This window comes from Streptomyces sp. NPDC007856, assembly GCF_042868225.1.
GTDB lineage: Bacteria > Actinomycetota > Actinomycetes > Streptomycetales > Streptomycetaceae > Streptomyces.
Map to the genome: position 1 here is coordinate 201977 of NZ_JBIAEC010000008.1, position 24276 is coordinate 226252.

23 protein-coding genes and 2 tRNA genes are annotated in these 24276 nt (G+C 72.3%); 9 read left to right on the top strand and 16 right to left on the bottom strand.

Going from position 1 to position 24276, the window contains the following annotated elements; translation table 11 throughout:
- Positions 1–145 precede the first annotated feature (145 nt).
- The 4 genes from ACFYOH_RS20895 to ACFYOH_RS20910 all read left to right on the top strand — a co-directional run bounded on the left by ACFYOH_RS20895 (position 146) and on the right by ACFYOH_RS20910 (position 4122).
- On the top strand, positions 146–1486 hold the full coding sequence (locus tag ACFYOH_RS20895; RefSeq protein ID WP_388627504.1) for a peptidoglycan-binding protein: 1341 nt from the start codon (positions 146–148) through the stop codon (positions 1484–1486).
- Positions 1487–1667: 181 nt separating this feature from the next.
- Entirely contained in the window at positions 1668–2795 is a 1128-nt protein-coding gene (locus ACFYOH_RS20900) for an SPFH domain-containing protein (RefSeq protein ID WP_388627506.1), read from the top strand.
- A gap of 135 nt (positions 2796–2930) precedes the next feature.
- Positions 2931–3536 (top strand): lytic polysaccharide monooxygenase, encoded by a 606-nt coding sequence (locus ACFYOH_RS20905; protein WP_388627508.1) that lies wholly within the window; start codon positions 2931–2933, stop codon positions 3534–3536.
- Between the two features lie 118 nt (positions 3537–3654).
- Positions 3655–4122, top strand: a complete 468-nt coding sequence (locus ACFYOH_RS20910) for a DUF3592 domain-containing protein (RefSeq protein ID WP_388627510.1) — start codon at positions 3655–3657, stop codon at positions 4120–4122.
- A 113-nt stretch (positions 4123–4235) separates the two neighbouring features.
- Here ACFYOH_RS20910 and ACFYOH_RS20915 read toward each other — a convergent pair.
- From ACFYOH_RS20915 to ehuB, 6 genes are all read right to left on the bottom strand, one after another.
- Positions 4236–4309: transfer RNA gene (locus ACFYOH_RS20915), tRNA-Lys, on the bottom strand.
- A gap of 96 nt (positions 4310–4405) precedes the next feature.
- Complete coding sequence (locus tag ACFYOH_RS20920; protein ID WP_388627512.1) at positions 4406–5164, bottom strand: IclR family transcriptional regulator; 759 nt, start codon at positions 5162–5164, stop codon at positions 4406–4408.
- Between the two features lie 215 nt (positions 5165–5379).
- Complete coding sequence (gene ehuA, locus ACFYOH_RS20925; protein WP_388627514.1) at positions 5380–6162, bottom strand: ectoine/hydroxyectoine ABC transporter ATP-binding protein EhuA; 783 nt, start codon at positions 6160–6162, stop codon at positions 5380–5382.
- A complete protein-coding gene (ehuD, locus tag ACFYOH_RS20930; RefSeq protein WP_388627516.1) occupies positions 6152–6802 on the bottom strand; it encodes an ectoine/hydroxyectoine ABC transporter permease subunit EhuD in 651 nt (216 codons plus the stop codon). The genes ehuA and ehuD overlap by 11 nt, the downstream gene beginning before the upstream one ends.
- Positions 6799–7518: an ectoine/hydroxyectoine ABC transporter permease subunit EhuC gene (ehuC, locus tag ACFYOH_RS20935; RefSeq protein WP_388627518.1), complete on the bottom strand. Its 720-nt coding sequence runs from the start codon at positions 7516–7518 to the stop codon at positions 6799–6801. Before ehuC ends, ehuD begins: the two co-directional genes overlap by 4 nt.
- Positions 7515–8441, bottom strand: coding sequence for an ectoine/hydroxyectoine ABC transporter substrate-binding protein EhuB (gene ehuB, locus ACFYOH_RS20940; RefSeq protein WP_388627520.1), 927 nt, complete (start codon positions 8439–8441; stop codon positions 7515–7517). The genes ehuC and ehuB overlap by 4 nt, the downstream gene beginning before the upstream one ends.
- Before the next feature lie 47 nt (positions 8442–8488).
- Here ehuB and ACFYOH_RS20945 point away from each other — a divergent pair, with 47 nt between their 5' ends.
- Positions 8489–8983 (top strand): DUF3830 family protein, encoded by a 495-nt coding sequence (locus ACFYOH_RS20945; protein WP_388627521.1) that lies wholly within the window; start codon positions 8489–8491, stop codon positions 8981–8983.
- A gap of 11 nt (positions 8984–8994) precedes the next feature.
- On the opposite strand, the gene ACFYOH_RS20950 is transcribed toward ACFYOH_RS20945, so the two are convergent.
- Both ACFYOH_RS20950 and ACFYOH_RS20955 read right to left on the bottom strand, forming a co-directional pair.
- Positions 8995–10398 carry an amidase gene (locus ACFYOH_RS20950; protein ID WP_388627522.1) on the bottom strand — a complete coding sequence of 468 codons (1404 nt, stop codon included), beginning with the start codon at positions 10396–10398 and terminating at the stop codon, positions 8995–8997.
- A gap of 23 nt (positions 10399–10421) precedes the next feature.
- Positions 10422–11372 (bottom strand): D-2-hydroxyacid dehydrogenase, encoded by a 951-nt coding sequence (locus ACFYOH_RS20955; protein ID WP_388627523.1) that lies wholly within the window; start codon positions 11370–11372, stop codon positions 10422–10424.
- Positions 11373–11556: 184 nt separating this feature from the next.
- Between ACFYOH_RS20955 and ACFYOH_RS20960 the strand changes: the two genes are divergently transcribed.
- From ACFYOH_RS20960 to ACFYOH_RS20970, 3 genes are all read left to right on the top strand, one after another.
- The gene (locus tag ACFYOH_RS20960; RefSeq protein ID WP_388627739.1) at positions 11557–12357 is read left to right on the top strand and encodes a decarboxylase; all 801 of its coding nucleotides are present in this window, start codon (positions 11557–11559) and stop codon (positions 12355–12357) included.
- On the top strand, positions 12354–13085 hold the full coding sequence (locus tag ACFYOH_RS20965; RefSeq protein WP_388627524.1) for a decarboxylase: 732 nt from the start codon (positions 12354–12356) through the stop codon (positions 13083–13085). Before ACFYOH_RS20960 ends, ACFYOH_RS20965 begins: the two co-directional genes overlap by 4 nt.
- Positions 13086–13173: 88 nt before the next feature.
- Positions 13174–14271, top strand: coding sequence for an LLM class flavin-dependent oxidoreductase (locus ACFYOH_RS20970; protein ID WP_388627525.1), 1098 nt, complete (start codon positions 13174–13176; stop codon positions 14269–14271).
- On the opposite strand, the gene ACFYOH_RS20975 is transcribed toward ACFYOH_RS20970, so the two are convergent.
- Positions 14250–16055 (bottom strand): putative bifunctional diguanylate cyclase/phosphodiesterase, encoded by a 1806-nt coding sequence (locus tag ACFYOH_RS20975; protein ID WP_388627526.1) that lies wholly within the window; start codon positions 16053–16055, stop codon positions 14250–14252. The genes ACFYOH_RS20970 and ACFYOH_RS20975 overlap by 22 nt on opposite strands.
- A gap of 321 nt (positions 16056–16376) precedes the next feature.
- On the opposite strand from ACFYOH_RS20975, the gene ACFYOH_RS20980 reads away from it, so the two are divergent.
- On the top strand, positions 16377–17636 hold the full coding sequence (locus ACFYOH_RS20980) for a M6 family metalloprotease domain-containing protein (RefSeq protein WP_388627527.1): 1260 nt from the start codon (positions 16377–16379) through the stop codon (positions 17634–17636).
- A 193-nt stretch (positions 17637–17829) separates the two neighbouring features.
- Here the strand turns inward: ACFYOH_RS20980 and ACFYOH_RS20985 are convergent.
- The 7 genes from ACFYOH_RS20985 to ACFYOH_RS21015 all read right to left on the bottom strand — a co-directional run bounded on the left by ACFYOH_RS20985 (position 17830) and on the right by ACFYOH_RS21015 (position 24204).
- A tRNA-Lys gene (locus ACFYOH_RS20985) sits at positions 17830–17903 on the bottom strand.
- Positions 17894–18463, bottom strand: coding sequence for a bifunctional DNA primase/polymerase (locus tag ACFYOH_RS20990; protein ID WP_388627528.1), 570 nt, complete (start codon positions 18461–18463; stop codon positions 17894–17896). The genes ACFYOH_RS20985 and ACFYOH_RS20990 overlap by 10 nt, the downstream gene beginning before the upstream one ends.
- A gap of 139 nt (positions 18464–18602) precedes the next feature.
- Positions 18603–18971 (bottom strand): hypothetical protein, encoded by a 369-nt coding sequence (locus ACFYOH_RS20995; protein WP_388627530.1) that lies wholly within the window; start codon positions 18969–18971, stop codon positions 18603–18605.
- A 275-nt stretch (positions 18972–19246) separates the two neighbouring features.
- Positions 19247–20584 (bottom strand): AAA domain-containing protein, encoded by a 1338-nt coding sequence (locus ACFYOH_RS21000; RefSeq protein WP_388627532.1) that lies wholly within the window; start codon positions 20582–20584, stop codon positions 19247–19249.
- Positions 20581–22179, bottom strand: a complete 1599-nt coding sequence (locus ACFYOH_RS21005; RefSeq protein WP_388627533.1) for a hypothetical protein — start codon at positions 22177–22179, stop codon at positions 20581–20583. Before ACFYOH_RS21005 ends, ACFYOH_RS21000 begins: the two co-directional genes overlap by 4 nt.
- On the bottom strand, positions 22170–23363 hold the full coding sequence (locus tag ACFYOH_RS21010; protein WP_388627535.1) for a hypothetical protein: 1194 nt from the start codon (positions 23361–23363) through the stop codon (positions 22170–22172). Before ACFYOH_RS21010 ends, ACFYOH_RS21005 begins: the two co-directional genes overlap by 10 nt.
- The gene (locus ACFYOH_RS21015; protein WP_388627537.1) at positions 23260–24204 is read right to left on the bottom strand and encodes a phosphatase PAP2 family protein; all 945 of its coding nucleotides are present in this window, start codon (positions 24202–24204) and stop codon (positions 23260–23262) included. Before ACFYOH_RS21015 ends, ACFYOH_RS21010 begins: the two co-directional genes overlap by 104 nt.
- Between the last annotated feature and the right edge of the window lie 72 nt (positions 24205–24276).

Here is a 24276-nt window from a genome sequence, read left to right on the forward strand (position 1 = left end):
TTGACCACCCCCAGGTGATCGGTCGGCGGCCCGGAGGGGCGGGTACATCATTCGGACCGTCAAAGTGGCGATCTGCCGGACAGTTGGAAAACTGATCAATGTGCACACTCACGGACAAAGCCCATTCGAATGTGAGGTAGATCGCATGACGGCTCCGGCGTTCGAGGAAGTCGCCCCCGCCCGCGACTGCGACTGCCCCGGCTGCGTCCAGGGGCGGCGGGCCGGCCTCGGTCTGTTCTCCGGCCGCTCGGGCGCCCGCCCGGCGGCCTGCGGAATCGTGGCCGTGGCCGCCGCGTCCGCCGTCCTCGGCGCGGTCACCCCGGCGGCCGCCGTCGTCGCTCCCGGCACCCTCGCCGACGCGCGCGCCGACGCCGCCGGCGGCGGTGAGCCCGAGACCCCCCAGGGCGCCCAGGCTCCGCTGCACGGCCCCGAGGGCAAACCGGCGGGGCCGGGCACGGCCCGGATCCCCGCCACCACCCGGACCAAGATCATCAACCGGGCCAAGATCTGGGTGGCCGCGCAGGTGCCGTACAGCATGGACGACTACTGGAGCGACGGCTACCGGCAGGACTGCTCGGGCTTTGTGTCCATGGCCTGGGGTCTGCCGAGCAACGAGTGGACGGGCAGCCTCGACGAGTTCGGCGTGAAGATCACCAAGGAGGCGCTGGCACCCGGCGACATCCTGCTCTACCACAATCCCGACGACCCCGAGAAAGGCTCTCATGTGGTGATCTTCGGCGGCTGGACGGACTACACGCACACGTACTACACGGTCTACGAGCAGACACCCCCGCACGCCCGCCGGCAGACCACTCCGTATCCCTACTGGAGCCACGCCGACAAGTACGTCCCCTACCGCTACAAGGGCCTGAGCACCGGTACCGCGGGCGCGCCGCCGGCCGCGCTCAAGAACAAGGTCCCCTATCCGGGCGCCGCCCACTTCGGCCCGGGCGCCGACAACGCGTACGTCACCCTGCTCGGCCGGATGCTGATCGCCAGGGGCGGCGCCCGGTACTACACCCGGGGCCCCGGTCCACGCTGGGGCGAGGCGGACCGGCGGGCGACCCGGGCCTTCCAGCTCGCCCAGGGCTGGACCGGCAGGAACGCCGACGGGCTGCCCGGCCCCCGCACCTGGAAACTGCTGGTCACCGGCAAGGGCAAGAACATCGCCCCGGCGGCGGCAGGATCGGGCCGGTCGGCCGCGCAGGGGGTGCCGGCCGCCCAGCGGGTGCCGGCCTCGCACGGGGTGCCCGGCTATCCGGGCCGGGGCTACTTCCGTCCGGGCGCGGAGAACGCGTACGTCACGCGGCTCGGCCGTCGGCTGGTGGAGAAAGGGTTCGGCAGGTTCTACGCCACCGGTCCCGGTCCACGCTGGGGCGAGGCGGACCGGCGCGCGGTGGAGGCCTTCCAGCGCACCCAGGGCTGGCGCGGCGGCGCGGCGGACGGCTACCCGGGACCGGAGACCTGGCGCCGGCTGTTCGCGTAGCCGGACCCCGACCACACGACGGGGCTCCGACCCGGCCGGCCCCGGCCCCAAGGCCCTGTCCAGCACACCATCCCTGTCCGCCACACCACCCCTGTTCATCACGCATCCACCCCAACCCCTGTTCATCCCACTGTTCATCCCCCTGTTCATCACGCGTCTGGCGCGGAGGCTGGAGACACGCATGAGTACGACCACATCGCACACACCGCCCGAATCCGAGGGACTGGAGCCGGGCGAGCGCACGGACCGGCTGACCCAGAACGGGTCGGCCACGGAGATCCCCGTCCATCTGCTCTACCGCGACGACACCGAGCCGCTGGACCCGGTGAAGGTGCCGCTGAAGCCCGCCGTGGTGGCCCGTCGGCCGGACACCGGTGAGCAGCCGGACGCGGAACCCCCGGCGCCGGAGCGCCGTCGGCCGCGGCCGGAGATCGACCCGGAACTGGTGGAGCGCCCGGCGCGGGTGCTGCCGGGCGCGGCCGGTGCGCTGGCCGGGGTGTGCGGGATCACCGGCTGTCTGGCCACCTCCTGGTGGGCGGGGCAGCTCCCGCCGGCCGCGGTGGAGGTGCTGCGGCTGCCCGCGTCCCTGGGCGCGGGGCTCGGCCCGGCGCAGTGGGCGGCGTACACCGGGGCCAGTGTGCTCGGGATCTTCGGCTTCGGCGGGCTGACCCGGGGGCGGACCGGGCGGGCCTGGGTGCTCGGCCTGTTCGGCCGTTACCGGGGGACGGTGCGGCGCACCGGGCTGCTCTGGGTGAACCCGCTGCTGCCGCGCCACCGGGTCGATGTGCGGCTGCGGCACTGGCGCAGCGAGCCGATGTCGGCGGCGGATCCCGACGGGGTGCCGCTCAAGGTGGCGGTGCTGGTGGTGTGGCGGATGCGGGACACCGCGCGGGCGACGCTCGGCGTCGAGGACCACGAGGCGTATCTGCGCGAGTGCGTGGAGGCGGCGCTGGCGCGGGTGCCGGTGGAGCCGGCGGGCGGCACGGACGGCGGGGTGACGGCGGCCGGGGACGAGCTGACCCGGCTGGTGGCGCAGGAGACCGAGCCGGTCGGCCTGGAGGTGTTCGCGGTGCAGCCGCTCCGGGTGGAGTACGTCCCGGAGGTCGCCGCCGCGATGCACCGGCGCTGGATCGCCCGGCTGGACGCCGGGCAGCGGGCCGGCATGCTCGACTCGGTGGTGGACTCGGTGGAGGACACGGTGACCCGGCTGACCGGGCGCGGTCTGGTCGAACTCGACGACTACGAGCGGAAGGTGCTGGTGCGGGATCTGACGGTCGCCTTCTGCGCAGGGCGCGGGGAACCGGCGTAGCCCGGCCTGCCGCACGGCCTCCGGCACGGGCCGCGATTGGTATGGACATGTTCAACTAACGCCAATAACCTGACACTTGGTCTGGACCTACCTGCACAGCTCACCGAACTCCCCACGTTCTGCAGGAGCGGCAGTATGCACACCAGGACCAGGTTGTCCGCGGTCGTGCTGGGCGTGGTGACCGCCGGAGCGTTCGCGCTCTCCACCGGCGGCGCCAGCGGGCACGGCTACACCGACCTCCCGATCAGCAGGCAGAAGCTCTGCGCCAACGGCACGGTGACCGGCTGCGGCGACATCCAGTACGAGCCGCAGAGCGTCGAGGGCCCCAAGGGATTCCCGGCCGCGGGGCCCGCCGACGGCCAGATCTGCAACGGCGGGCTGAGCCGGTTCGCCCAGCTCAGCTCGCCGACCACCCCGTCCGGCGGGGCCTGGCCCACCACCAGGGTGACGGGCGGGCGGACGTACACCTTCCGCTGGCAGTTCACCGCCCAGCACGCCACGACGGACTTCAGGTACTTCGTCACCAGGCAGGGCTGGAACCAGAACCACGCCCTGTCCCGCTCGGACCTCAACCTCACCCCGTTCCTGGCGGTCCCGTACGACGGCCGGCGCCCGCCGGCCACACTCAGCCACAGCGGCACCCTGCCGACCGGGCTGAGCGGGCACCAGGTCATCCTCGCGGTGTGGACGATCGCCGATACCGGCAACGCGTTCTACGCCTGCTCGGACGTCACCTTCTGAGGACCGTTCCGCCACAGCGCGGAAACTGAGGTTCCCTTGAGACCGGCTGCCCCTACCGTCGGGTAGGTTCCTCGCACGCCGATCGAGTGGACGGCGTACCGGACCTCGGGGGAACCTCATGTTCGAGATCTTCTTCTACGCCGTACCCACCGTCATGATCGCCGGCTTCGGGTACTCCGCCTTCCTGCTGATGCGCCGCGCCCGGCGGGTCGGCAGGACCTGGGCGCACGGCCTGACCGCCGAGGGGCGCTGTCTGCGGATGTACACGACGACCAGAGGGGGCGGCGGGGACACGTCCGTGCGGACGACCCTGCATCACGTCTACGAGTTCACCACCCGCGAGGGCCGCACGGTCCGCTTCGAGGAGGACGGCGGCCCGGCGACCGTCGTGGAAGGCGACTTCGTCACCGTGCGGTACCTGCCGGAGCAGCCCCAGCGGGCCACCGCCCGCCCGCCGGCGCCCGCCAGGCTGGCCGTCGGCACCGGATTCGGGGTGGCCTTCCTCGGCGCGGCCATCACCTTCTGCGTCTTCTTCATCGCCACCGCCCACATGACGTTCTCGGAGTCCGGCGGCCTGATGCCGTAGCCGTCGGCATGTGCGGGTGGCGAAGCCCCCACAACGCGCGGCGCAGTCGCGCAATAACAGAGATGGCGAGCCAGGTCCGCGCATTTTGCGGACGTGGCTCGCCATCGTCATCGTGCGCCGCCAGGGACTCGAACCCCGGACCCGCTGATTAAGAGTCAGCTGCTCTAACCAACTGAGCTAGCGGCGCATGACTCTCGCCCGCCGCGGTTTTGTCTCCCGCGGCTGGCGACGAAGAAAATACTACCTGGTCCTGAGGGGTGCTCGTGACCACCCTGTGGGGCCCCTAGAGCGCCAGGGACAGCAGCACCGGCGCCGCGTTCCGGTTCAGCGTGTCCGCCGCCTGCTTCAGGCGGTGGGCGTGCGCCACGGGAAGCGACAGCGCCAGGCAGCCCACGGAGGAACCCGCCGTGATCGGGACCGCCGCGCAGACCGTGCCGATCGCGTACTCCTGCAGGTCCAGGACCGGCACGGTCGGCGGCTGGGACTCCAGACGGGACAGCAGCAGCTTGTCGCTGGTGATGGTGCGCGAGGTGAGGCGGGCCATCTTGTGGCGGGAGAGATGGTCGCGGCGGGCGTTGTGGTCGAGCTGTGTGAGCAGGCTCTTGCCGACCGCCGTGGCGTGGGCGGAGTAGCGGAAGTCGACCCACTCGTTGACCGCCGGGGTGGTGGGCCCGGCGGCGTACTGGGTGACCTTGACCTCGCCGTCGACGTACCGGCTGATGTAGACCGCCGCGCCGACCGAGTCGCGCAGCCGGTCCAGGGTGTGCTGGAGCTTCTCGCGCACCGCCCGCTCCCGGTCGTGCGCGGAGGTGAGGCGGCGCAGGGTGTCGCCGGTGACGTACGCCCCGTCGGTGATCTGCTCGACATAGCCCTCCCGGCGCAGCATGCGCAGCAGGGCGGTGAGCCGCGCCGGGCCGAGGCCGGTGCGGTGGGCCACTTCGGTGTCGGTGATGCCGGCGGAGTGGCGGGCGACGGTCTCCAGCACGCGCAGGGCGTCCTGGGCCGAGTGGTACGGGGCGGTCGGCTCGTTCATCAGCGCCACGGTGTTCCCCCTGCGCTCGCTCGCCTGTGTGTGCCGCGAGATCCGGTCGGCGGATCGCTACCACGATAACGGGCAAACCCGCTGCGGGGAGAGGGGGTTGGCGAGATTCTTCCGCCCGCCGGACCCCTCCCAACTGCGGCGCAGACCCTCTGGCATATGCCAAAGTCAAGACCCAGCGGTTGGACCTCGGCATCTTCCGGATCCACGCGCCGTGGTCACAGCACCGCGCTGAGGAATTCCCGGGTGCGGTCCTGCTCCGGCTCGGAGAAGATCTTCTCCGGGGAACCCGATTCGATCACCTGGCCGCCGTCGAACATCAGCACCCGATCGGAGATGTCGCGGGCGAAACCCATCTCGTGGGTCACGCAGAGCATGGTGATGTCGGTGCTGCGGGCGATGTCCCTGAGCACGTCGAGGACGCCCGCGACCAGCTCCGGGTCGAGCGCGGAGGTCACCTCGTCCAGCAGCAGCACCTGCGGCCGCATCGCCAGCGCCCGGGCGATCGCCACCCGCTGCTGCTGTCCGCCGGAGAGCCGGGTCGGCTTCACGTCGCACTTGTCGGTCAGCCCCACCAGCTCCAGCAGCTCCCGGGCGCGCTCCTCGGCCTCGTCCCTGGACATGCCGAGGACCTGCACCGGCGCCTCGGTGATGTTCCGCAGCACGCTCATGTTGGGGAACAGGTTGAACTGCTGGAACACCATTCCGATCTTCTTGCGGACCTCCCGGACCTGCTTCTCCGGCGCCGGGAACAGTTGCTCCCCGTCGACGGTGATCGTGCCCTCGTCCGGCTTGGTGAGGGTCATCAGAAGTCTGAGGATCGTGGTCTTGCCGGATCCGGACGGGCCGATCAGGGTCACGTGCCGGCCGGCGTCGACGGAGAAGTCCAGCCGGTCGAGCACGGTGTTGGCGCCGAAGCGCTTGGTGACGTTCTCCAGACGGATCAGCTCGGTGGGCTGGGCGTCGGTACGGGAGGGCTGCGGACGGGTCTCAACGGACAAGGCGTCGCTCCAGGGCTCGCAGGAGTAGGGAGGCCAGGTAGGAGATGAGGATGAAGGCCACACCGATCACGGTGACCGGCTCGGTGAACTGGAAGTGCTGCTGGGAGAAGAGCCGGGCCTGGCCGAGCATCTCCAGTACGGTGATCGTCATCAGCATCGGCGTGTCCTTGAGCATGGAGATCACGTAGTTGCCGAGCGCGGGCACCACCCGGCGGATCGCCTGCGGCAGGATCACCGCGGTCCAGGTCCGCCGCCGCGGCAGGTTCAGCGCGGTCGCCGCCTCCCACTGGCCGGCGGGCACCGCCTCGATACCGGCCCGGTAGACCTGCATGGTGTACGTCGAGTAGTGCAGGCCGATCGCGAAGACACCGGTGGTCAGCGCGGAGAAGGTCACATTCCACTCGGGCAGCACGTAGAACAGGAAGAACAGCTGCACCAGCAGCGGGGTGTTGCGCACGAACTCCGTGACCACCCCGACCGGCCAGCGCACCCAGCGGCTCGGCGTCCGCATCAGCAGCGTCCACACCAGGCCCAGGCTGAAGGACACCAGCGAACCGAGGGCCAGGGCCTCCAGGGTGACCCGCAGCCCGTCCCAGAAGTGCGGCATGAACCCGCTCACCGCGTTCCAGTCCCACTTCATGCGACACGACCCCCCACTCCGGTCGTCTGCGCGCGTTTCAGCTCACGCGCCGCCGAGAAGGTCCCGGCGTCCTTGCCGATCCCCGCCTTCAGCCGCTTCTCCAGGGAGCGCATCAGCCGCGTGATCAGGAAGGCGATCACGAAGTAGATCAGCAGCACATACGTGTAGATCTCCGCGCTCCGCTGCAGCGCCAGCCGGACCAGGTTCGCGCTGAACGTCAGATCGCCCATGCCCATCACCGACACGAGCGCGGTGCCCTTGAGCAGCTCGACCAGCAGATTGCAGAAGGACGGGATCATCTCCGGCACGGCCTGCGGCAGCAGAACGAGCCGCAGCCGCTGGGCCGGGGTGAAGCTGAGCGCGATACCGCCCTCCTGCTGCGCCGGATCGACCGACTGCAGCGCGCCGCGCACGATCTCCGAGCCGTACGCGCCGTACGTCAGGCCGAGCGCCAGCGTGCCCGCCCACATCGGCACCAGCTGCCAGCCGAAGGCGACCGGCAGCACGAAGAACACCCAGAAGATCATCACCAGCGCCGAGGTGCCGCGGAACACCTCGGTGTAGAAGCCGGCTATGAAGCGCACGATCCACAGCCGGTGCGTGCGCGCGATGCCCACGACGAAGGACACCGCGGCGGCCAGCAGCGCGCTGAACACCAGCAGCTGGACGGTGGTCCAGACGCCCTTGAGTACGAGTTCCCACAGTCCCGAGGTCATCCGCCGCACAGCTCCTTCGCGGTGAGGTCGGTCATCTCGGCCCTGGTGAAGCCGAACGGCCGCAGGATCCGGAACAGCTCCCCGCTCTTCTTCAGCTTCCGCAGCTCGACGTTGAAGGCGTCGCGCAGCGTCGTCTCGGTCGGCCGGAACGCGAACGCGCCGCCGTCGACGTGCGGTTTGCCCTTGACCAGCGGCGCGAACGGCTGGGTGGCCTCCGCCTTGCCCGACTTCTTCACCACCTCGCGGGTGGTGAGCGCCGTACCGGCGAAGACGTCGACGCGGCCCGCCTCGACGGCGTTCAGCCCGGCGACCTGGTCCGGGACGATCAGGATGTCGCTCTGCTTGTACCCGGCCCCGACCGCGTACTCGATCTCGGCGTATCCGGTGCCGGTGGCGAACTTGGCCTTCTTCGCGACGACGTCCTTGTAGGAGTGCAGCCCCAGCGGGTTGCCCTTGCGCACGATGAACGAGTCCAGCATCTGATAGTCCGGATCGGCGAAGATCACCTGCTGGCAGCGCTCCGGATTGACGTACATCCCGGCCGCCACGACGTCGAACTGCTGCGAGTTCAGCCCCGGGATCAGCGAGCCGAACTCGGTGGGCACCGGCTGGACCTTGTCCACCCCGAGCCGCTTGAAGATCACCTTGGCCAGCTCGGGCGCCTCACCGGTGAGTTGCCCGTCCTTGTCGATGTACCCGAAGGGGATCTCACCGGCGATCCCGAGCCGTACGACGCCCTGCGCGCGGAGGCGGTCCAGCAGGTCGCCGCCCTCCTTGCCGGACGCCTCGGCCACCCGGGAGCAGCCCGCCGCGCCCAGCACACCGAGGGCGGCAAGGCCACCGAGCGCCGAACGCCGGGTGTGCCCGGCGTGTCTGAGTTCCGACCGGAATGTGTGTACGTCGTTCCCAAGTGGTGGAGCCATGGCGGCGCGGCTACCCAAGCGCATCCGGGCTATGCACCCTTGTTCTCATGGCCGATCGATTCGTCACCGTCTCGCTCGAGAAGCGGGACGTGCACTGCACGGCACGACTGCTGGCCGACCGCGCACCCCTGACCTGCGCGGCGGTATGGGACGCGCTCCCGCTCGCGGGTGACGTCTATCACGCCAAATACGCGCGCAACGAGATCTACGCCCTCTTCCCGCCGTTCGCCTCCACGGAACCCCCACTGGAGAACCCGACGGTCACCCCGATTCCCGGCGACCTCTGTTACTTCTCCTTCGCCGGCACCGAACTGGGCACCCGGGCCTACGGCTACGACCGCGAGGTCCGCCCCGGCACCACGGTGGTCGACCTGGCCCTGTTCTACGAGCGCAACAACCTGCTGCTCAACGGTGACGTGGGGTGGGTGCCGGGGATCGTGTGGGGACAGGTGGTGGAGGGGCTGGAGGCGATGGCCGAGGCCTGCACCGACCTGTGGCGCAGCGGGGCGGCCGGGGAGACGCTCGGTTTCCGTCGGGCGTGAGGCCCGCCCGGCTACCGGACGGCGGTGACCGTGGGCGCCGATGCCACCTCGGCCTCGTACAGCGTGTGCGCGGCCCGCAGCACCAGGTCGTCCCGGTGCCGGGCGGCGACGAGCTGGAGGCCCACCGGGAGACCGTCCGCGTCCGTGCCCACCGGGACGGTCGCCGCGGGCTGCTGGGTGAGGTTGAACGGGTAGGTGAAGGGCGTCCAGCCCGTCCAGCGGTGGTGGGCCGAGCCCCTGGGCACCTCCACGCCCGCCTCGAACGCCGTCAGCGGCAGGGTCGGGGTCACCAGGAGGTCGTAGCGCTCGTGGAAGCGGCCCATGCGCCGGCCGAGGTCCATACGGACGTCGACCGCGGCCAGATAGTCCAGCGCGCTGTAGCGGGCGCCCCGTACGCAGATCTCCCGCAGGCCGGGGTCCAGCAGCTGCCGCTTGCGCGGGGAGAACCGCTCGGTGAGCCGGGCCGCGCCGCTGAACCACAGGGTGTGGAAGGCCTCCACCGGCTCGCTGAAGTCCGGGTCGGTCTCCTCGACGTACGCGCCGAGTTCGGCGAGGGTGGCCACCGTCCGCCGTACCGCCGCCGCGACCGCCGGCTGCACCGCGACCTGCCCGCCGAGGCAGGGGGAGTACGCCACCCTGAGGCCGTGCACGCCTTCCTTCAGGTGTTCGGTGAAGGAGCCCGGCGCGGGCGGCAGGGCCGACCAGTCGCGCGGGTCGGGCGCGCCGATGACGTCGAGCAGCAGGGCCGCGTCCGCCGCGTCCCGGGTCATCGGACCCGTGTGCGACAGCGTGCCGAACGCGCTCGCCGGATACAGGGGCACCCTGCCGTACGTCGGCTTCAGCCCGAAGATGCCGCAGAACGCGGCCGGGATACGGATGCTGCCCCCGCCGTCCGTGCCCAGCGACAGCGGGCCCGCGCCGAGCGCCACGGCCGCCGCGCTGCCCCCGCTGGAGCCGCCGGCGGTGCGGGAGTGGTCGTGCGGGTTGCGGGTGATCCCGGACAGCGGGGAGTCCGTCACGCCCTTCCAGCCGAACTCGGGGGTCGTCGTCTTGCCCAGGAACACCGCGCCGTGCTCGCGGAGCCGGGCCACCGAGGGGGCGTCCTCCGCCCAACTGCCCTGCTCGGAGATCGTCCTGGAGCCGCGCAGGGTCGGGTGGCCGCGCAGCAGGAGGATGTCCTTCACCGTCACCGGCACCCCGTCGAGCAGCCCGGCCGGCTCACCGCGCCGCCAGCGCTCCTCCGACTCCCGGGCCCGGGCGAGTGCGTCCTCCGCGGTGAGGCGTACGAACGCGTTCACCTCCGGCTGGATCCGGCGCGCCCGCTCCAGGGCCTGTCCGGTCGCCTCCACGGGGCTGAACTCGCCCTTGCGGTAACCGTCGAGGAGCTGGACGGCGGTGAGGTCGGTGAGCTGCATGCACCCTCCAAGGATCCGGGCGGTCAGTGACCGGGGACGTATCCGCGTTTCTTGTCGACCACGTTGACCAGTGATCTGCCCGCCGCCCACCGCTCGTACAACTCCACGAACTGCGCGCCCAGTTCGTCCCGCCAGCCGACCGTGTCCCCGCTCATGTGGGGGGAGACGATCAGCCCCGGCAGCCCCCACAGCGGGCTGTCCGGCGGGAGGGGCTCGGCGGTGAAGACGTCCAGCGCGGCGCCCGCGATCCAGCGCCGGGTCAGGGCGTGGGCGAGGGCGTCCTCGTCGACGAGCTGACCGCGGCCGACGTTCACGAAGAAGGCCGAGGGCTGCATCACGCCGAAGCGGTGGCCGTCGAACATGCCGTACGTCTCCTCGGTGAGCGGCGCCGCCGCGATCACCCAGTCCGCGCGGGAGATCAGCCGGTCCAGGTCGGCCGGGCCGTGGATGCCGGTCCGCGGCACCCGCCCGACCAGCGCCGTCGTCACGCCGAGGGCCTTCAGGGTGCGTACGATCGCCCGGCCGATCGGGCCCGAGCCGACCACGCACGCGCGCGTGCCCGCCACCCGCCGGCCCTCCCGGTGCCGCCAGGTCCGCTCCCGCTGGTACTCCAGCGTGCGCGGCAGATCCTTGGCGACCGCCAGCACCAGGGCCGCCACGTACTCGGCGATCGGCTGGTCGAAGATCCCGCGCGCGTTCGTGACCACCGTGTCGGAGGCCGCCAGCTCCGGGCCCAGCAGATGGTCCACGCCCGCGCTCGCCGTGTGCACCCAGCGCGGGCGGGGCCCCTCCCCGGGCCAGGCCTCGCGCACCGCGTGCGAGGTGAAGTCCCAGACCAGGAGCACGTCCGCCTGCGGCAGCCGCTCGGCCAGCCGGGCCGCGTCCGTGTGCACGATCCGGGCGCGGCCGGTCAGCCGGCCGAGGCGCGGCGGCGGGTCGGCGTCCAGCACCAGGAGGGTCGGGAGGGTCGTCATACGGGGCGGCTCCGAGCGTCTGACGTGCGCGGACCACGGGAGTCCGACGAGCGCGGATCGAGCGTCTGACATGCGCGGATTAACCGCGGATTGACCACGCTCGCACCCGAACCTACCTTCGTCAACACGGGCGCATTCGCGATCCGTTGCCCACTCGTCTCCCAGCGTGAGGCCGGTGCCAGCGATGCACGTCTCCTTTCTCGGCGGCCCCCGCCCCCAGCGCGGGGTGGGCGTGGTGGCCCCCTTCGACTTCGCCCTGGATCGCGAGCTGTGGCGCTGGGTGCCCGACGACGTGTCGCTGCATCTGACCCGGACCCCGTTCGTGCCGGTCGAGGTGAGCCTGGACCTGGCCCGGCTGGTGAGCGAGCACGAGACCCTCGGCGACGCCGTGCGCGCGCTGACCACCGTCGCGCCCGAGGCCGTCGCCTACGCCTGCGCCTCCGGCAGCTTCGTCGGCGGGATCGCCGGGGAGCGGGCGATGCGCGCGGCGATGAGCCTCGCGGGCGCGCCGCCCTCCGTGACCACGTCCGGCGCGCTGCTCCAGGCGCTGGAGGAGCTGCGTGTCCGGCGCGTCGCGCTGGTCACGCCGTACACCGTGTCGGTGACCCGGGCGCTGGAGGACTTCGTCGCCGAGGCCGGCGTCCAGGTCACCGGGTGCGCCTTCATGGGCCTGACCCGGCACATCTGGCGGGTGCCGTACCGGGACGTCGTCGCCATGGCCCGGCAGGCGGTCCGCCCCGGCACCGCCGACGCGCTCTTCATCTCCTGCACCAACCTGCCGACGTACGACGTGATCCCCCAGCTGGAGGCCGAGCTGCGCATTCCCGTGCTGTCTGCCAACCAGGTCACGATGTGGGCTGCGCTGCGCCGACTGGGTACCCGAGCCGTGGGGCCGTACCAGGCGCTGCTGGACGAGTCGGCGCGCGCCTGGCCCTCCGCACTGCCGGAAGACACGCCGGAAGAGACGCAGGAAGGCTGGACATGACCGCACTCGGATTCCTCTACCCGGGCCATTCCGCCGAGGACGACTATCCGCGCATAGAGCAGCTCCTGGGCAGCGACATCCGGGTGGACCTGGTCCACACCGACATCGGCGAGGACGCGCACCGGGTGGCGGCGCTGCGCGAGATGGGGTCCACCGAGCGGCTCAGGGCGGGCATGGAGAGCCTGCGGCTCGCCGGGGCCGAGACGGTGGTCTGGGCGTGCACCAGCGGTGGCTTCGTGCACGGCTGGGAGGGCGCCCAGGACCAGGTGCGCACGCTCGCCCGGCTGGCCGGGATGCCCGCGTCCTCGACGTCCTTCGCCTTCGTGCACGCGGCCCGGGAGATCGGGGTGCGGCGGGTCGCGGTCGGCGCGACCTACCCGGACGACATCGCCGCGCTGTTCGCGGACTTCCTGCGGTCCGGCGGGCTGGAGGTGGCCGGGGTCCGGTCCTCCGGGATCATCACGGCGGCCGAGGTCGGCACGTGGGGCGAGGAGGACGTGCTGACGCTGGCCCGGGCGGCCGACGTCCCGGACGCGGAGGCGGTCCTGCTGCCGGACACGGCCCTGCACACGGCCGCGCATCTGTCGCTGCTGGAGAAGGCGCTGTCCAAGCCGGTGCTCACCGCGAACCAGGTGACGGTGTGGGAGGGGCTGCGGCTGGCCGACCGGCGAGTGAACGCGCCCACACTCGGGACGCTGTTCACGAGGGAACCGATCGTGCAGGTCTGACCCGGGCGGCACGAACCCCGGAATAAACGGAGACTGCCTCCTGTTAAGCCGCCCAGGACAGCGCACACCACAAACAGGAGGCCCACACGTGTCGGCAGACGAGGCAGACGAGATCCGGGGAACGACGCACGGCACCGCCCCCGTCCCCCTGTCCGTACTGGACCTGGTGACCGTCGGCGCGGGCAGCACCGCCTCCGACGCCCTGCGCACCAGCGTGGCGCTGTCCCGGTTCGCCGAGGCCCGTGGCTTCCACCGGTACTGGGTCGCCGAGCACCACTCCATGCCCGGTGTCGCCTCCTCCTCGCCCGCCGTGATCCTCGCCCACCTGGCCGCCCACACCGAGCGCATCCGGCTCGGCTCGGGCGGCGTCATGCTGCCCAACCACGCGCCCCTGGTCATCGCCGAGCAGTTCGGCACCCTGGAAGCGCTGGCCCCGGGCCGCATCGACCTCGGCCTCGGGCGCGCCCCCGGCACCGACGGCGCCACGGCCGCGGCCCTGCGCCGCAGCGACACCCTGAACGAGGGCGCCGACGACTTCCCGGAGCAGCTCGCCGAGCTCACCCGCTTCCTCGACGACGACTTCCCCGACGGGCACCCGTACCGCCGTATCCACGCGATCCCGGGGCCCGTCCAGGCCACCGCCCCCGGCGGCGTCCAGTCCCCGCACCGCCCGCCCGTCTGGCTGCTCGGCTCCTCCGGCTTCAGCGCCCGCCTCGCCGGTCTGCTGGGCCTGCCGTTCGCCTTCGCGCACCACTTCTCCGCGCAGAACACCATCCCGGCGCTCGACCTGTACCGGCAGACCTTCCGCCCCTCCGCGGTCCTCGACGAGCCCTACGCCCTGATCGGCGTCTCCACCCTCGCCACCGACGACGCGCGCGAGGCCCGCCGCCAGACCCGGGCGATGGCCCTCAACATGCTCCGGCTGCGCACCGGCCGGCCCGGCCTCTTCCCCGACCCGGACGAGGCCGAGCAGCACGAGTTCAGCCCCATGGAGGAGGAGTTCATCGCCTCCTGGACCTCCAACATCGTGCACGGCACCGCCGACGAGGTCCGCTCCGGCCTGGACGATCTGCACAAGCGCACCGGCGCCGACGAGCTGATGCTCGTCTCCCACGCCCATCGCGGCGAACTGCGCCTGCGCTCCTATGAGTTGATCGCGGACGCCTACGGCTTGCCGACCGCGTAGGTCTGCTCGCCGAGCAGCTCGGAGATACGATCCGGCGGCACCGGGCGGGAGTACAGCCAGCCCTGCCCGGTGTCGCAGCCGATGCGGCGCAGCCGGGTGGCCTGGGCCGAGGTCTCCACGCACTCGGCGGTGACGGTGATGCCGAGCCGGTGGGCGAGCTGGATCATCGCCTCGACGATGACCTCGTCGGCCGGGTTGGGGGCGATCGCGGTGTCCTTGTCGGCCTCGTACTGGAAGCCGCGTACGAAGGAACCGTCCAGTTTCAGAGTGGAGACCGGCAGGCGGCTGAGGTAGGCGAGGTTGGAGTAGCCGGTGCCGAAGTCGTCGATGGCGATGCGGACGCCCATGTCGCTGAGGGCCTGGAGGGCCTGCAGCGGGCGGCCGGCCGAGCCCATCACCGCCGACTCGGTCAGCTCCAACTGCAGCAGATGCGGGGCGAGTCCGGTCTCGGTGAGGATCTCCGCCACGTCGGAGACCAGGTCGGAGTCCCACACCTGGCGTACGGCCACGTTGACGCTGACGAAGATGGGCGGCTCCGCGGGATGGTCCAACTGCCAGCGGCGGGCCTGGCGACAGGCTGTGGCGAGCGCCCAGCGGCCGAGCTGCACGATCGAACCGTCCTCCTCGGCCAGTCCGATGAACCGATTCGGCGTCAGTGTGCCGAACTGAGGATGATTCCAGCGGATCAACGCCTCGACCCCGGAAAGACGTCCGTCCTCCATCCCGACCAACGGCTGGTACTCCAGAGCGAATTCACCGCGCTCGATGGCCGGGCGCAGGGTGGACGACAGCGCCTGACGGGTCATCCGGTGCGCGTTGCGCTCGGGGTCGAACAGGGTCCAGCGGGCCTTGCCGTCGGCCTTCGCCCAGTACAGGGTCGTGTCCGCGGCCTGCATCAGACCGGTGGCGGTCGTGCCGGCGGCATGGCGTTCGACGACTCCGATGGAAGCGGTCAACGACAGCCGCTGGCCCGCCAGATCGAAGGGCTCCTCCAGGGACTTGAGCGCCGACTCGGCGAGATCGGCGAGCTGTTCGGTGCCGGTTGAGTCCTCCACGAGCAGCGCGAACTCGTCGCCGCCGAGCCGGGCCACCAGCGGGGTCACCGCGCGGGCGTAGCCGGCCTCGTCGGCCACCCGGGTCAGGCGCTCGGCGACGGCCGCGAGCAGCCGGTCGCCGACGCGGTGGCCGAGGGTGTCGTTGACCGCCTTGAAGCCGTCGAGGTCCAGATAGCACAGGCCGATCCGGCCGGTGCCGCTCTGCTCGTACGACTCCGCCTCCAGCGCGGCCGTGAGCCGCTCGAAGAACAGCGTGCGGTTGGGCAGCCGGGTCACCGGGTCGTGCATCTGCAAGTGCCGCAGCCGCGCCTGGAGTTCGCGGCGGGCGCTGATGTCGGCGACGGACAGCAGCACCCCGGGCTCGCCGCTCAGCGGCGCCACGGTCACCTGCACCCACACGGAGTGCCCCTCGGGGTGCTTCAGTCGGCGGGTGCAGCGCAGCTTCGCCTGCCGGCCGCGCAGGACCTCGCGGTAGGCGTGCCAGCTGCGGGCGTCCGAGGCCAGGTCGACGAGGTCGGCGGCGACCCGTCCGGTGAGTGTGTCCGGATCGGTGCCGAGCAGCTCGCCGAAGGCCGCGTTGGCGCCGGCGACGAGTCCGGCGCGGTCCACGACGGCCATGGCGAGCGGGGCGGCCGCGAAGACACGGTGGTAGGTAGTGTGGTCACTGTCTGTGACGGCTGACCGGTCGAGGTCTGCCGCGGGCGTCGGCCCTTCGGACGTTCCGCTCACCGCTCGCTCCCGCAGTGCACTCGATCGATGTCCGTGCCGGAAAGTGTGCCGATCATAGAGGCTGGCCCCGGGCCCTTCCAGCCACTCTCCAGTGTCCCGGACGGAGCACAGTTTCTGACAGATCGTTTCTGCCCGCACCTGGACGGGTTCTTGGGGCCCCCGACCAGTTGTGACGTTCCGTGAGTGTTTCGGGGTGTCGGGCGCCATGGTGCGCCGGCGCACCCCGGGGGCGCACTCACCCGTGTGGTGCAGACGAACAGGGCATATCCCAATGAATACCAGCAATCTGGATGCGGGTCCCCGCGAACGCGTCCGGAGGTCATGCCCGTGCCCAAGCTGCGCAGCACCGCCGCCGTGTGCACCACGCTGTCGGCGCTCGCCGCGACCTCGATCCTCGGTGGCCCGGCGGTCGCCGAGCCCTTCTCCACGACCCCTTGCGCCCTGCACCGGACCGACGCCCACCACTCCGAGGGCCTGGACACCTGGAACGCCGACTACGGACGTGCGGCCGGCGCGGAGGACGCCGTGCTGGTGTTCCTCTCCTTCCCGGACGCCACCCCGCGCACCACCCCCGCCGAGTTGACCGCCGACCACTTCCCGGCCACCAGCCGCTACTACCAGCAGGCCTCCTACGGCAGGTTCACCATCCGACCGCACCCGCTGAAGCACTGGCTGCGCATGCCCCGGCCGTCCACGGCGTACGCCATAAAGCGGGACTGGGACGAGGACGACCGGGCCGCCTATGTGCGGGACGCGTTCGCGGTGGCCGACAAGGAGGTCGACTTCTCCCGCTACCAGGTCGTGTACTTCGTCGCCGACCCGGACGCGCCCGGCGTCGACTCGGACGCCACGAAGGTCGTGAACCTCGACGCGCCCGTCCACGTGGACGGCACGGACGTCCGGCGGGTCGTCACGGTCTTCGAGAAGCACCCGCCGGACCGTCTCGTTCTCGCCCACGAGACCGGCCATGTGTTCGACCTACCCGATCTCTATCACCGCCCGGTCGACGGCAAGGGCGACTGGGACACCTACGTCGGCGACTGGGACTTGATGGGTAGCCAGTTCGGGCTGTCGCCGGACCTGTTCGCCTGGCACAAGTGGAAGCTGGGCTGGCTGGATCCGCGCCAGGTGGTGTGCGTGCGCGGCGCGCGGCCGACCCGGCTGACCCTGGAGCCGCTGGAGGCCGGCCCCGGCCTCCCAGTGCTGGGCACGGCGGGCGCCGCGGCCTTCGGCCTCGGACACGGGGTGAAGCTGGCGATCGTGCGCACCGGACCCGACAGCGTCCTGGCCTTCGAGGCGCGCGGAGCGGCCGGCAACGACCGGGCCATCTGCCGGCAGGGTGTCCTGGTGTACCGGATCAGAAGCGGCACGGAGTCCGGCGGCGGCCCCGTGGAGGTCGTCGACGCCCACCCCCACACCGAGGCCTGCTGGGAGAACTCGGTCTACCCACCCCTCGCCGACGCCCCGGTCGCCCTGGGCGAGACCTTCACCGTGCCCGGCCAGGGCGTCAAGGTGGAAGTGGAGGGGAGAACGATGTCCGGCGCATGGACGGTGCAGATCACCCCGGGCATCACCGGCTGACCTCCCGGCGCGGGCCGACGCGCTCCGGGTCCCCGGTCACCTGGATCGACGCGCTCGCGACCCACGCCCACTGGACCGACCTGGTGGGGGTGTGGGTGGCGAAGCCCCCACAACGCGCGGCGAAGCCGCGCAACAAACAGAGATGGCGAGCCAGGTCCGCGCCTTCCGCGGACATGCCTCGCCATCGCCATCGTGCGCCGCCAGGGACTCGAACCCCGGACCCGCTGATTAAGAGTCAGCTGCTCTAACCAACTGAGCTAGCGGCGCCTGCTGACGTCGTAGACCTTAGCACCCTGGTCGGCGGGAGGAAAAATCGATATCCGCACTGCCGCGCGGGCCGCCCGCACGGCCGCCCAGAGGACCACCTCCGGCCCGGGCAGCCAGGGATGACGCGTGTCCGGGGCGACCAGCCAGCGGGAGTCGCCGGGGGCGTCGGAGCCGGCCGGCGCCGGGACGGTCACGGCGTCGCCCGTGCCGTGACACAGCAGCGGCGGCACCGCCTCCGTACGGTTCGATCCCCACTCCTCCCACGCCAGCAGCGAGGGCAGCCGCTGGGCCGTGCCCGGCGCGGCGAACAGCAGCACACGGCCCCGGAACATCGCGACCGGGCCCGAGCCGGGGCCGTCGTCCCACAACCGGTCCAGCATCCGGCGGCCGAAGACCGCCGGTGCGCTCACCACGTCGAAGACGGTGCCGCAGGGCAGGACGACCGGGGCGTCCGGGCGCTCCTCCCAGAGGGCCAGCATGCTCCGGGGATAGGTGCCGGCCGAGGCGAGCCAGGCGACGCCGTCGGAGGTGACTCGGTTGACGTTCGGTGCGCTGCTCATGCCACCCAGATGTACCGGGCGTGAGCGGGCAGTTCTTCTGAGTTGCCGAAAACCGGGACAGAGACGGTGGGGGAGGAGTATCTTGCCCGCCTGGCATATGCCAGGCGGGCTCACTGGCGGGCTTGCCCAGATCCCGGGATCACACGGGATCGGGGTAGGTCCGGCCCTCGGCGTTCCCCCGCATCAGGTCCCGGCCGTACTCGACCATCTTCTTCGCGTAGTCCTCGGTCCACTCCGCGCGCTCGGCGATGTCCGCCGGGGTCAGCCGGTCGAACCGGCGCGGGTCGGCGAGCTGGGCCGCCGCGATGGCCTGGAACTCCACGGCCCGGTCGGCGGCCGCGCGGAACGCCTGGGTCAGCTCCGTGGCCCGGGCCAGCAGCGACCGCGGATCCTCGATCGACTCCAGGTCGAAGAAGTGCTCGGGATCGCCGGCCGCCTCCGCGGGCTCGAAGATCAGAGGCGCGGGGCGTAGCCGCGGTTCGTTACGACGCGGCGTGGGCTCCGCCATGTCCTGTCTCCTCCTCGTACGGTTCGCTGGGCGCCGCCTTCAGGTGGGCCACCGTCCATTGTCCCGCGCCCCCGCAAGAGGCCGTCATGGCTGGTTCTCGCGGGGGACCGGAACCCAATGATCCGCTCAGGTCCGCCGGCTCACCCGGTGTTCCGCCAGATGCGCCGGCACCGCGTGATTCGCCTCCCAGCCGTCCGGGCTCTGTTCATCGGCCGCCTCCGGCGGCGTGCCGGACTCCGTCCGGCGGAAGGTGCGCGTCCGGCACCTGGATCCGCTCACGTCCGCCGGCTCACCCGGTGTTCCGCCAGATGCGCCAGCACCGCGTGATTCGCCTCCCACCCGTCCGGGAACTTCACCAGCGTGCCCAGCTGGACCGGTTCCGTGGACGGGTAGTCGTCCAGGAGATCGCCGACGCCCGCGCGGCAGACCACGATGCAGGCGTGGCGGTGCCGGGAGGCCAGGACGCACAGGCGGCCGGTCTCCAGGTGGAAGGCGGTGGCGTCGGGGCGGCCGGAGAGCGGGTGCAGGACGACCGTGACGTCGTACTCCCGGCCCTGGAGACGGTTCGCGGTGTCCACCGTGACGTCCGCCACGCCCAGCTCGGCGAGCGCCGCACGGACCGCCGCCGCCTGGTCGCGATGGGCCGTGCCGACGGCGATGCGGTCGGCGGTGAGGGGAGCGGGATCGTCCGAGCGCTCGGAGACCGCCGCGCCGCCTCGGTCCAGCAGGCGGCGCACGACCGCGGCCACCGCCCGCACCGCCTCCGGGTCCGTGCGCGGGGTGTGCCGGGCGGGCAGTTCCAGCAGGCCCCAGCCGGACTCCGCCGCCTCGTCGATCACCTGGTCCGGGCCGGAGCCGTCGGAGGGGACGGCGAAGGTCAGGCGGCGGTCCCCGTGGTCCGTGCCGCTGCGGAAGGGCGTGTACGGGTAGAACGCGTCGGAGACCAGGGGCGCCGCCGAGGCGGGCAGCCGCCAGGAGACCGGGAGGCGGTGCTGGGGCAGGCCGGGGTTGTGGGCCAGCAGGGTGGTCACCGCGGAGGCCGAGGGGTCGTACGACAGGCCCGCCCACTGCTCGCTGCCGACGATCGCGAACGGGTCCAGCTGCCCGGGGTCGCCGACGAACAGCGCCCGCTCGAACAGGCCCGCCACGGCCAGCAGGGAGTCGGAGCGCATCTGGTACGCCTCGTCCACGATCGCGTGCCGCCAGGGTTCGTCCACCTTGACGTGCGCCCACTTCGCGGCCGTGGACAGGACCACCGGCAGGCCGTTCAGATCCGCCGCCTTCGCCGACGTGCGGACCTGCGGCAGCTCGTCCAGCGCCTTGTCGTAGGGGTCGGTGTCACTGCTGTGCAGGCGGCCGACCGGCAGGTCCGGGTTCTTCTCGGCGAGCCGCAGGACGAGATCGTCCACCTGGGCGTTCGTCTGCGCCACCACCATCAGCGGGCGGCCCGCCCCGGCCAGTTCGAGGGCCGCGCGGACCACGAGCGTCGACTTGCCGGCACCCGGCGGGGAGTCCACGACCACACCGCGCTCGGTGCCGTGCAGGGTGTCGTGGAGGATCGCGTCGGTGGCGCGGGTGGCAGCGGCTCCGGGGTCGAAGTCGACCGTCGTCACAGCACGTCCTCCTCGGTGATGGGATCGGCGGCCTCCTGGACGGCCTCACCCGGCGGGCCGCCGTGGGTCCACGGGGTCTCCTCCGGGTCGGGCAGCTTCGCGCCACCGCGCTGCTCGTGCTCGAACAGGGTGAAGCAGACCCGGTCGCCCTGCTTCGGCACCGAACCGGGCTCCGGCTCCCTGCCGCGCCCCATTTTGTCCAGGACGCGGAGGACCAGCACACCCCCGTCCGAGGAGCCCTCGTAGCCGGCGAACTCCGCCGACTGCGGCTTGCCGCCCAGCGAGCGGTACACCCTCGTCCGCTCGGCGAGATGCGGCCGGTCGTCCGTGCGGACCGTCACCAGCGGGCGCGGGCTCGGCCGCTTGCCCTCGCTGTACGCCATGACGACATCGGTCACCTCGCCCGCGAACGCCTCCCCGGCCAGCCGCCGGCCCGCCATCACCAGCGGGTCGTCCAGCGCCTCCTGCGCCTCCAGCCGGGCCTGCTCGCGCTCGCGCGTGGCCAGCTTGTTCGCAGCCGTCACCGCGTCGTCCCGGCGCGGCTGCGGGGGCTCGCCCGCCAGCACCCGGTCCCGGTGCCCGGTGAAGGACCAGCGGTCGCGGGTCCAGCGCTCCTCCACATGCGCGCCCTCCGGCAGTGCCCGCAGCAGGTCCAGGCCCCGCCACACCGCGTCCCAGGTGGGCCGGGTCCGGCTTGCCACCAGGTCGCGGATCTCCCGCTCGGCCGCCGTGAGCGCGGCCAGCCGGTCGTCGGCGGCCAGGGCGTCCTCGGCGGCGGCGAGTGCGGTGCGCGCGCGGTCGTAGCGCTCGATGGCCGGGGCCAGCAGCTTGTTGTCGAACGCCGGGTCGGTGGCGGGTCCGGCCGGCGGGCACAGCAACTGGCCGGCGGAGTCGCGGGCGAGCTCGGCCCGGCGCGCGGCCTCGGCGCCGGAGGTGCCCTCCGGAGGGTCGATCCAGGCGAGCAGCGCGCCCAGGTGTTGGTCCTCCAGACTGGACTGGCCGGTCGCCCAGTGCCGGGACAGCACATCGGTCAGGGCGAGCAGGAGCGAGGAGCCGGGGACGCGCGACCGCTCGCCGTAGTGGGTGAGCCAGCGGCCGAGCAGCGGCACCCGGGGCGGCGCCGGGTAGGGGGCGTCCGGGTCCTGCTCGGCGGTCCGGCGGAACCGCATCGAGCGGCCCAGCAGCCGTACGAGGTCCAGGCCGGCGCGGCTCGGGACGATCAGCTGGGGAGCGTCCGCGCACAGTTCCACCTCGACCTTGACCCGCTTGCCGGTCTCCGGGTCGGTCTCGGTGCGCTCGGCCGCCTCCACCGACTCGGCGTAGGAGTCGATGTACGGCAGGACGACATCGGCCAGGTCGGCGAGGAAGGAGAAGCGCAGATCGCGGTCGCGGGGCTGCGGCACGACCAGCAGGCGGGGGGCGTCCCGGTCGGTGCCGACCAGCGCGCCGAGCGGGGCGCCCGCCTCGCCGGCGGTGGTGAGCGGCACGAACACCAGCGGGCGCGGGGACAGATGGCGGTGCCGGACGGTCGCGGCGGGCTGGGCCCGGCCGCTGCTGACGGCCTCCAGCCGGGCGAGGGTGGCGATCAGGGACACGGGGCGACCTCCTGGCGCGGCGCTTGCGTCAGGGCCTCCGCGCGCAGGGCCGCGGCCCGGCGCAGGGCCACAACCGCCGGGTCGGCCGGGTCGCCGCTCTCGCCGCGGGCCGCCGCGAGGACGTCCTCGACCGTGGTCAGACCGCCCAGTTCCGCGCGCAGCGGCCGGCCCAGGCGGGTGACGGCACCCTCCTCGCGGGAGCGTTCCCGGCAGTGGAAGGCCAGTTCGCACGCGGACAGGCACTCGGGCGCGTACGTCGCCGGGACCGCCGCCACGGCCGCCGTCAGCTCCTCGGCGCTGCGGTCGGGCGCGAAGCACGCGCCCTCGGGCAGGGTCTCGGCGATCTCCTCGATCCGGGTGAGCCGGGCCAGCTGACGGGCGGTGACCGCGCGCTGCTTGCGGACGTCGACGGCGGACGCCGCGGGCAGGTTGGAGAAGTCCTTCGGGCACACCAGCAGGATCCGGTGCCGTACGACCGGGGCGGGACCGAGCCGCGCCGCGAGGTTCTCCAGGGCCAGCACGTACACCGCCGCCTGCCGGGCCGCCGCGCCGACCTTCGCCGGGTCCGCCGAACCGTCCAGCATCGGGAACGACTTGATCTCCACCACCGACCAGCTGCCGTCCGGGTGCACCACCACCGCGTCCGGCTCCAGGAAGGCGAGCGAGCCCGCCACGTCCAGTGCGAGCATCGGATGGTCCAGCAGGGTCCAGCCGCCCGCCCGCGTGGCCTCGCGCAGCGCCAGCGCCGTACGGGCCGTACGCCCCTCGGGGCCGTGCGCGGTCAGGTCGGGTACGGCGGCGCCCTGGGGCGGTTCGGCGCCCGGATCCAGGCGGGCGTGCGCCAGTCGCAGCAGCTCCGCGCCGCCGTCGGCCTTCACCTTCGCCTCGAACGCGTTCCCACGCGTCAGCGCGAACTGCGACTGCCCGAAGCCGGACGGCGCGCCCAGCGCGCTCGCCAGCCGCGCCTTGTCCACCCCGGCGCCGTCCAGGATCGCCCGCCGCTCGCACCCGGGGTTCGCGGCGAGCGCCGCGAGGGCGCGCGCGTCCAGGGCCTTGGCCGGTACGTCGGGACCGCGCAGCTCAGCGAGCCGGTGCCGGAGCCCCTTCTCCCGCGTCGCTGGGGGAGGCGTCCGGTTCGGCCCCGGCGTCGAGCTGCGACTCGCGCTGCCGTGGAATTCGCTCACCCGCGGAAGTCTGGCATCCGGCACTGACAATCGGGGAACCCGTGCCGTCCGTGACCGTTGTGCGGCGCGGGAACAGGCGGGCCCGGACCAGGTCCACGGCCCATGTCACGCGCGGCGCGAGCAGCAGGCCGGCGCCCATCACGGCGACGCCCGCGACCGCGTCGAGGAAGTAGTGGTTGGCGGTGCCCATGACCACGAGCGCGGTGCCCAGCGGATAGAGGACGCCGAGGATCTTCCCCACGCGCGTGCCGCCGTGCCGCCACAGCATCACCCCGCACCACAGCGCCCAGCCGACGTGCAGGCTCGGCATGGCCGCGTACTGGTTGGTCATCCCGCCCATGCCGCGCGGCGCGCTCGCCTCGCCGCCCCACCAGCCGTACGAGCTGTAGTGGGCCATGGTGTCCACGAAGCCGTGGTCCGCGGAGAGCAGCCGGGGCGGGCAGGTCGGCAGCAGGGTGAAGCCGATCAGGCCGATGAACGTGGACGCCATCAGCCAGGTGCGGGCCCGCCGGTAGTGCTCGGCGCGGGTCCGGAACAGCCAGACGAGGATGGCGGGCGTGACCAGGTAGTGCAGCGAGGCGTACCAGAAGTCGGCCGGTATCCCGAGCCAGGGTTCGCGGGTGAACACACGGTTGAGCGGGTGCTCGGCGTTGAGGCTCAGGGCCTTCTCGATGCGCAGGATCGCCAGGCCGTGGTCGACGGCGGAGGAGACGTCACCGCGGGCGAGCAGGCGGCCGGCCGAGTAGCAGCCGTAGACGAGGAGGATCAGGGGCAGCTCGGTCCACCAGCGCAGCCGGGTACGCGGGGCCCCCTCGGTGCCCGGTGTCTCGGTCTGCGGCATCCGATCGCCCTCCCCCTTGTCGCTGTGCGGCGCGCCCCGGAGGGCGACCGTGTCACTTTACGGTGTCCGTAT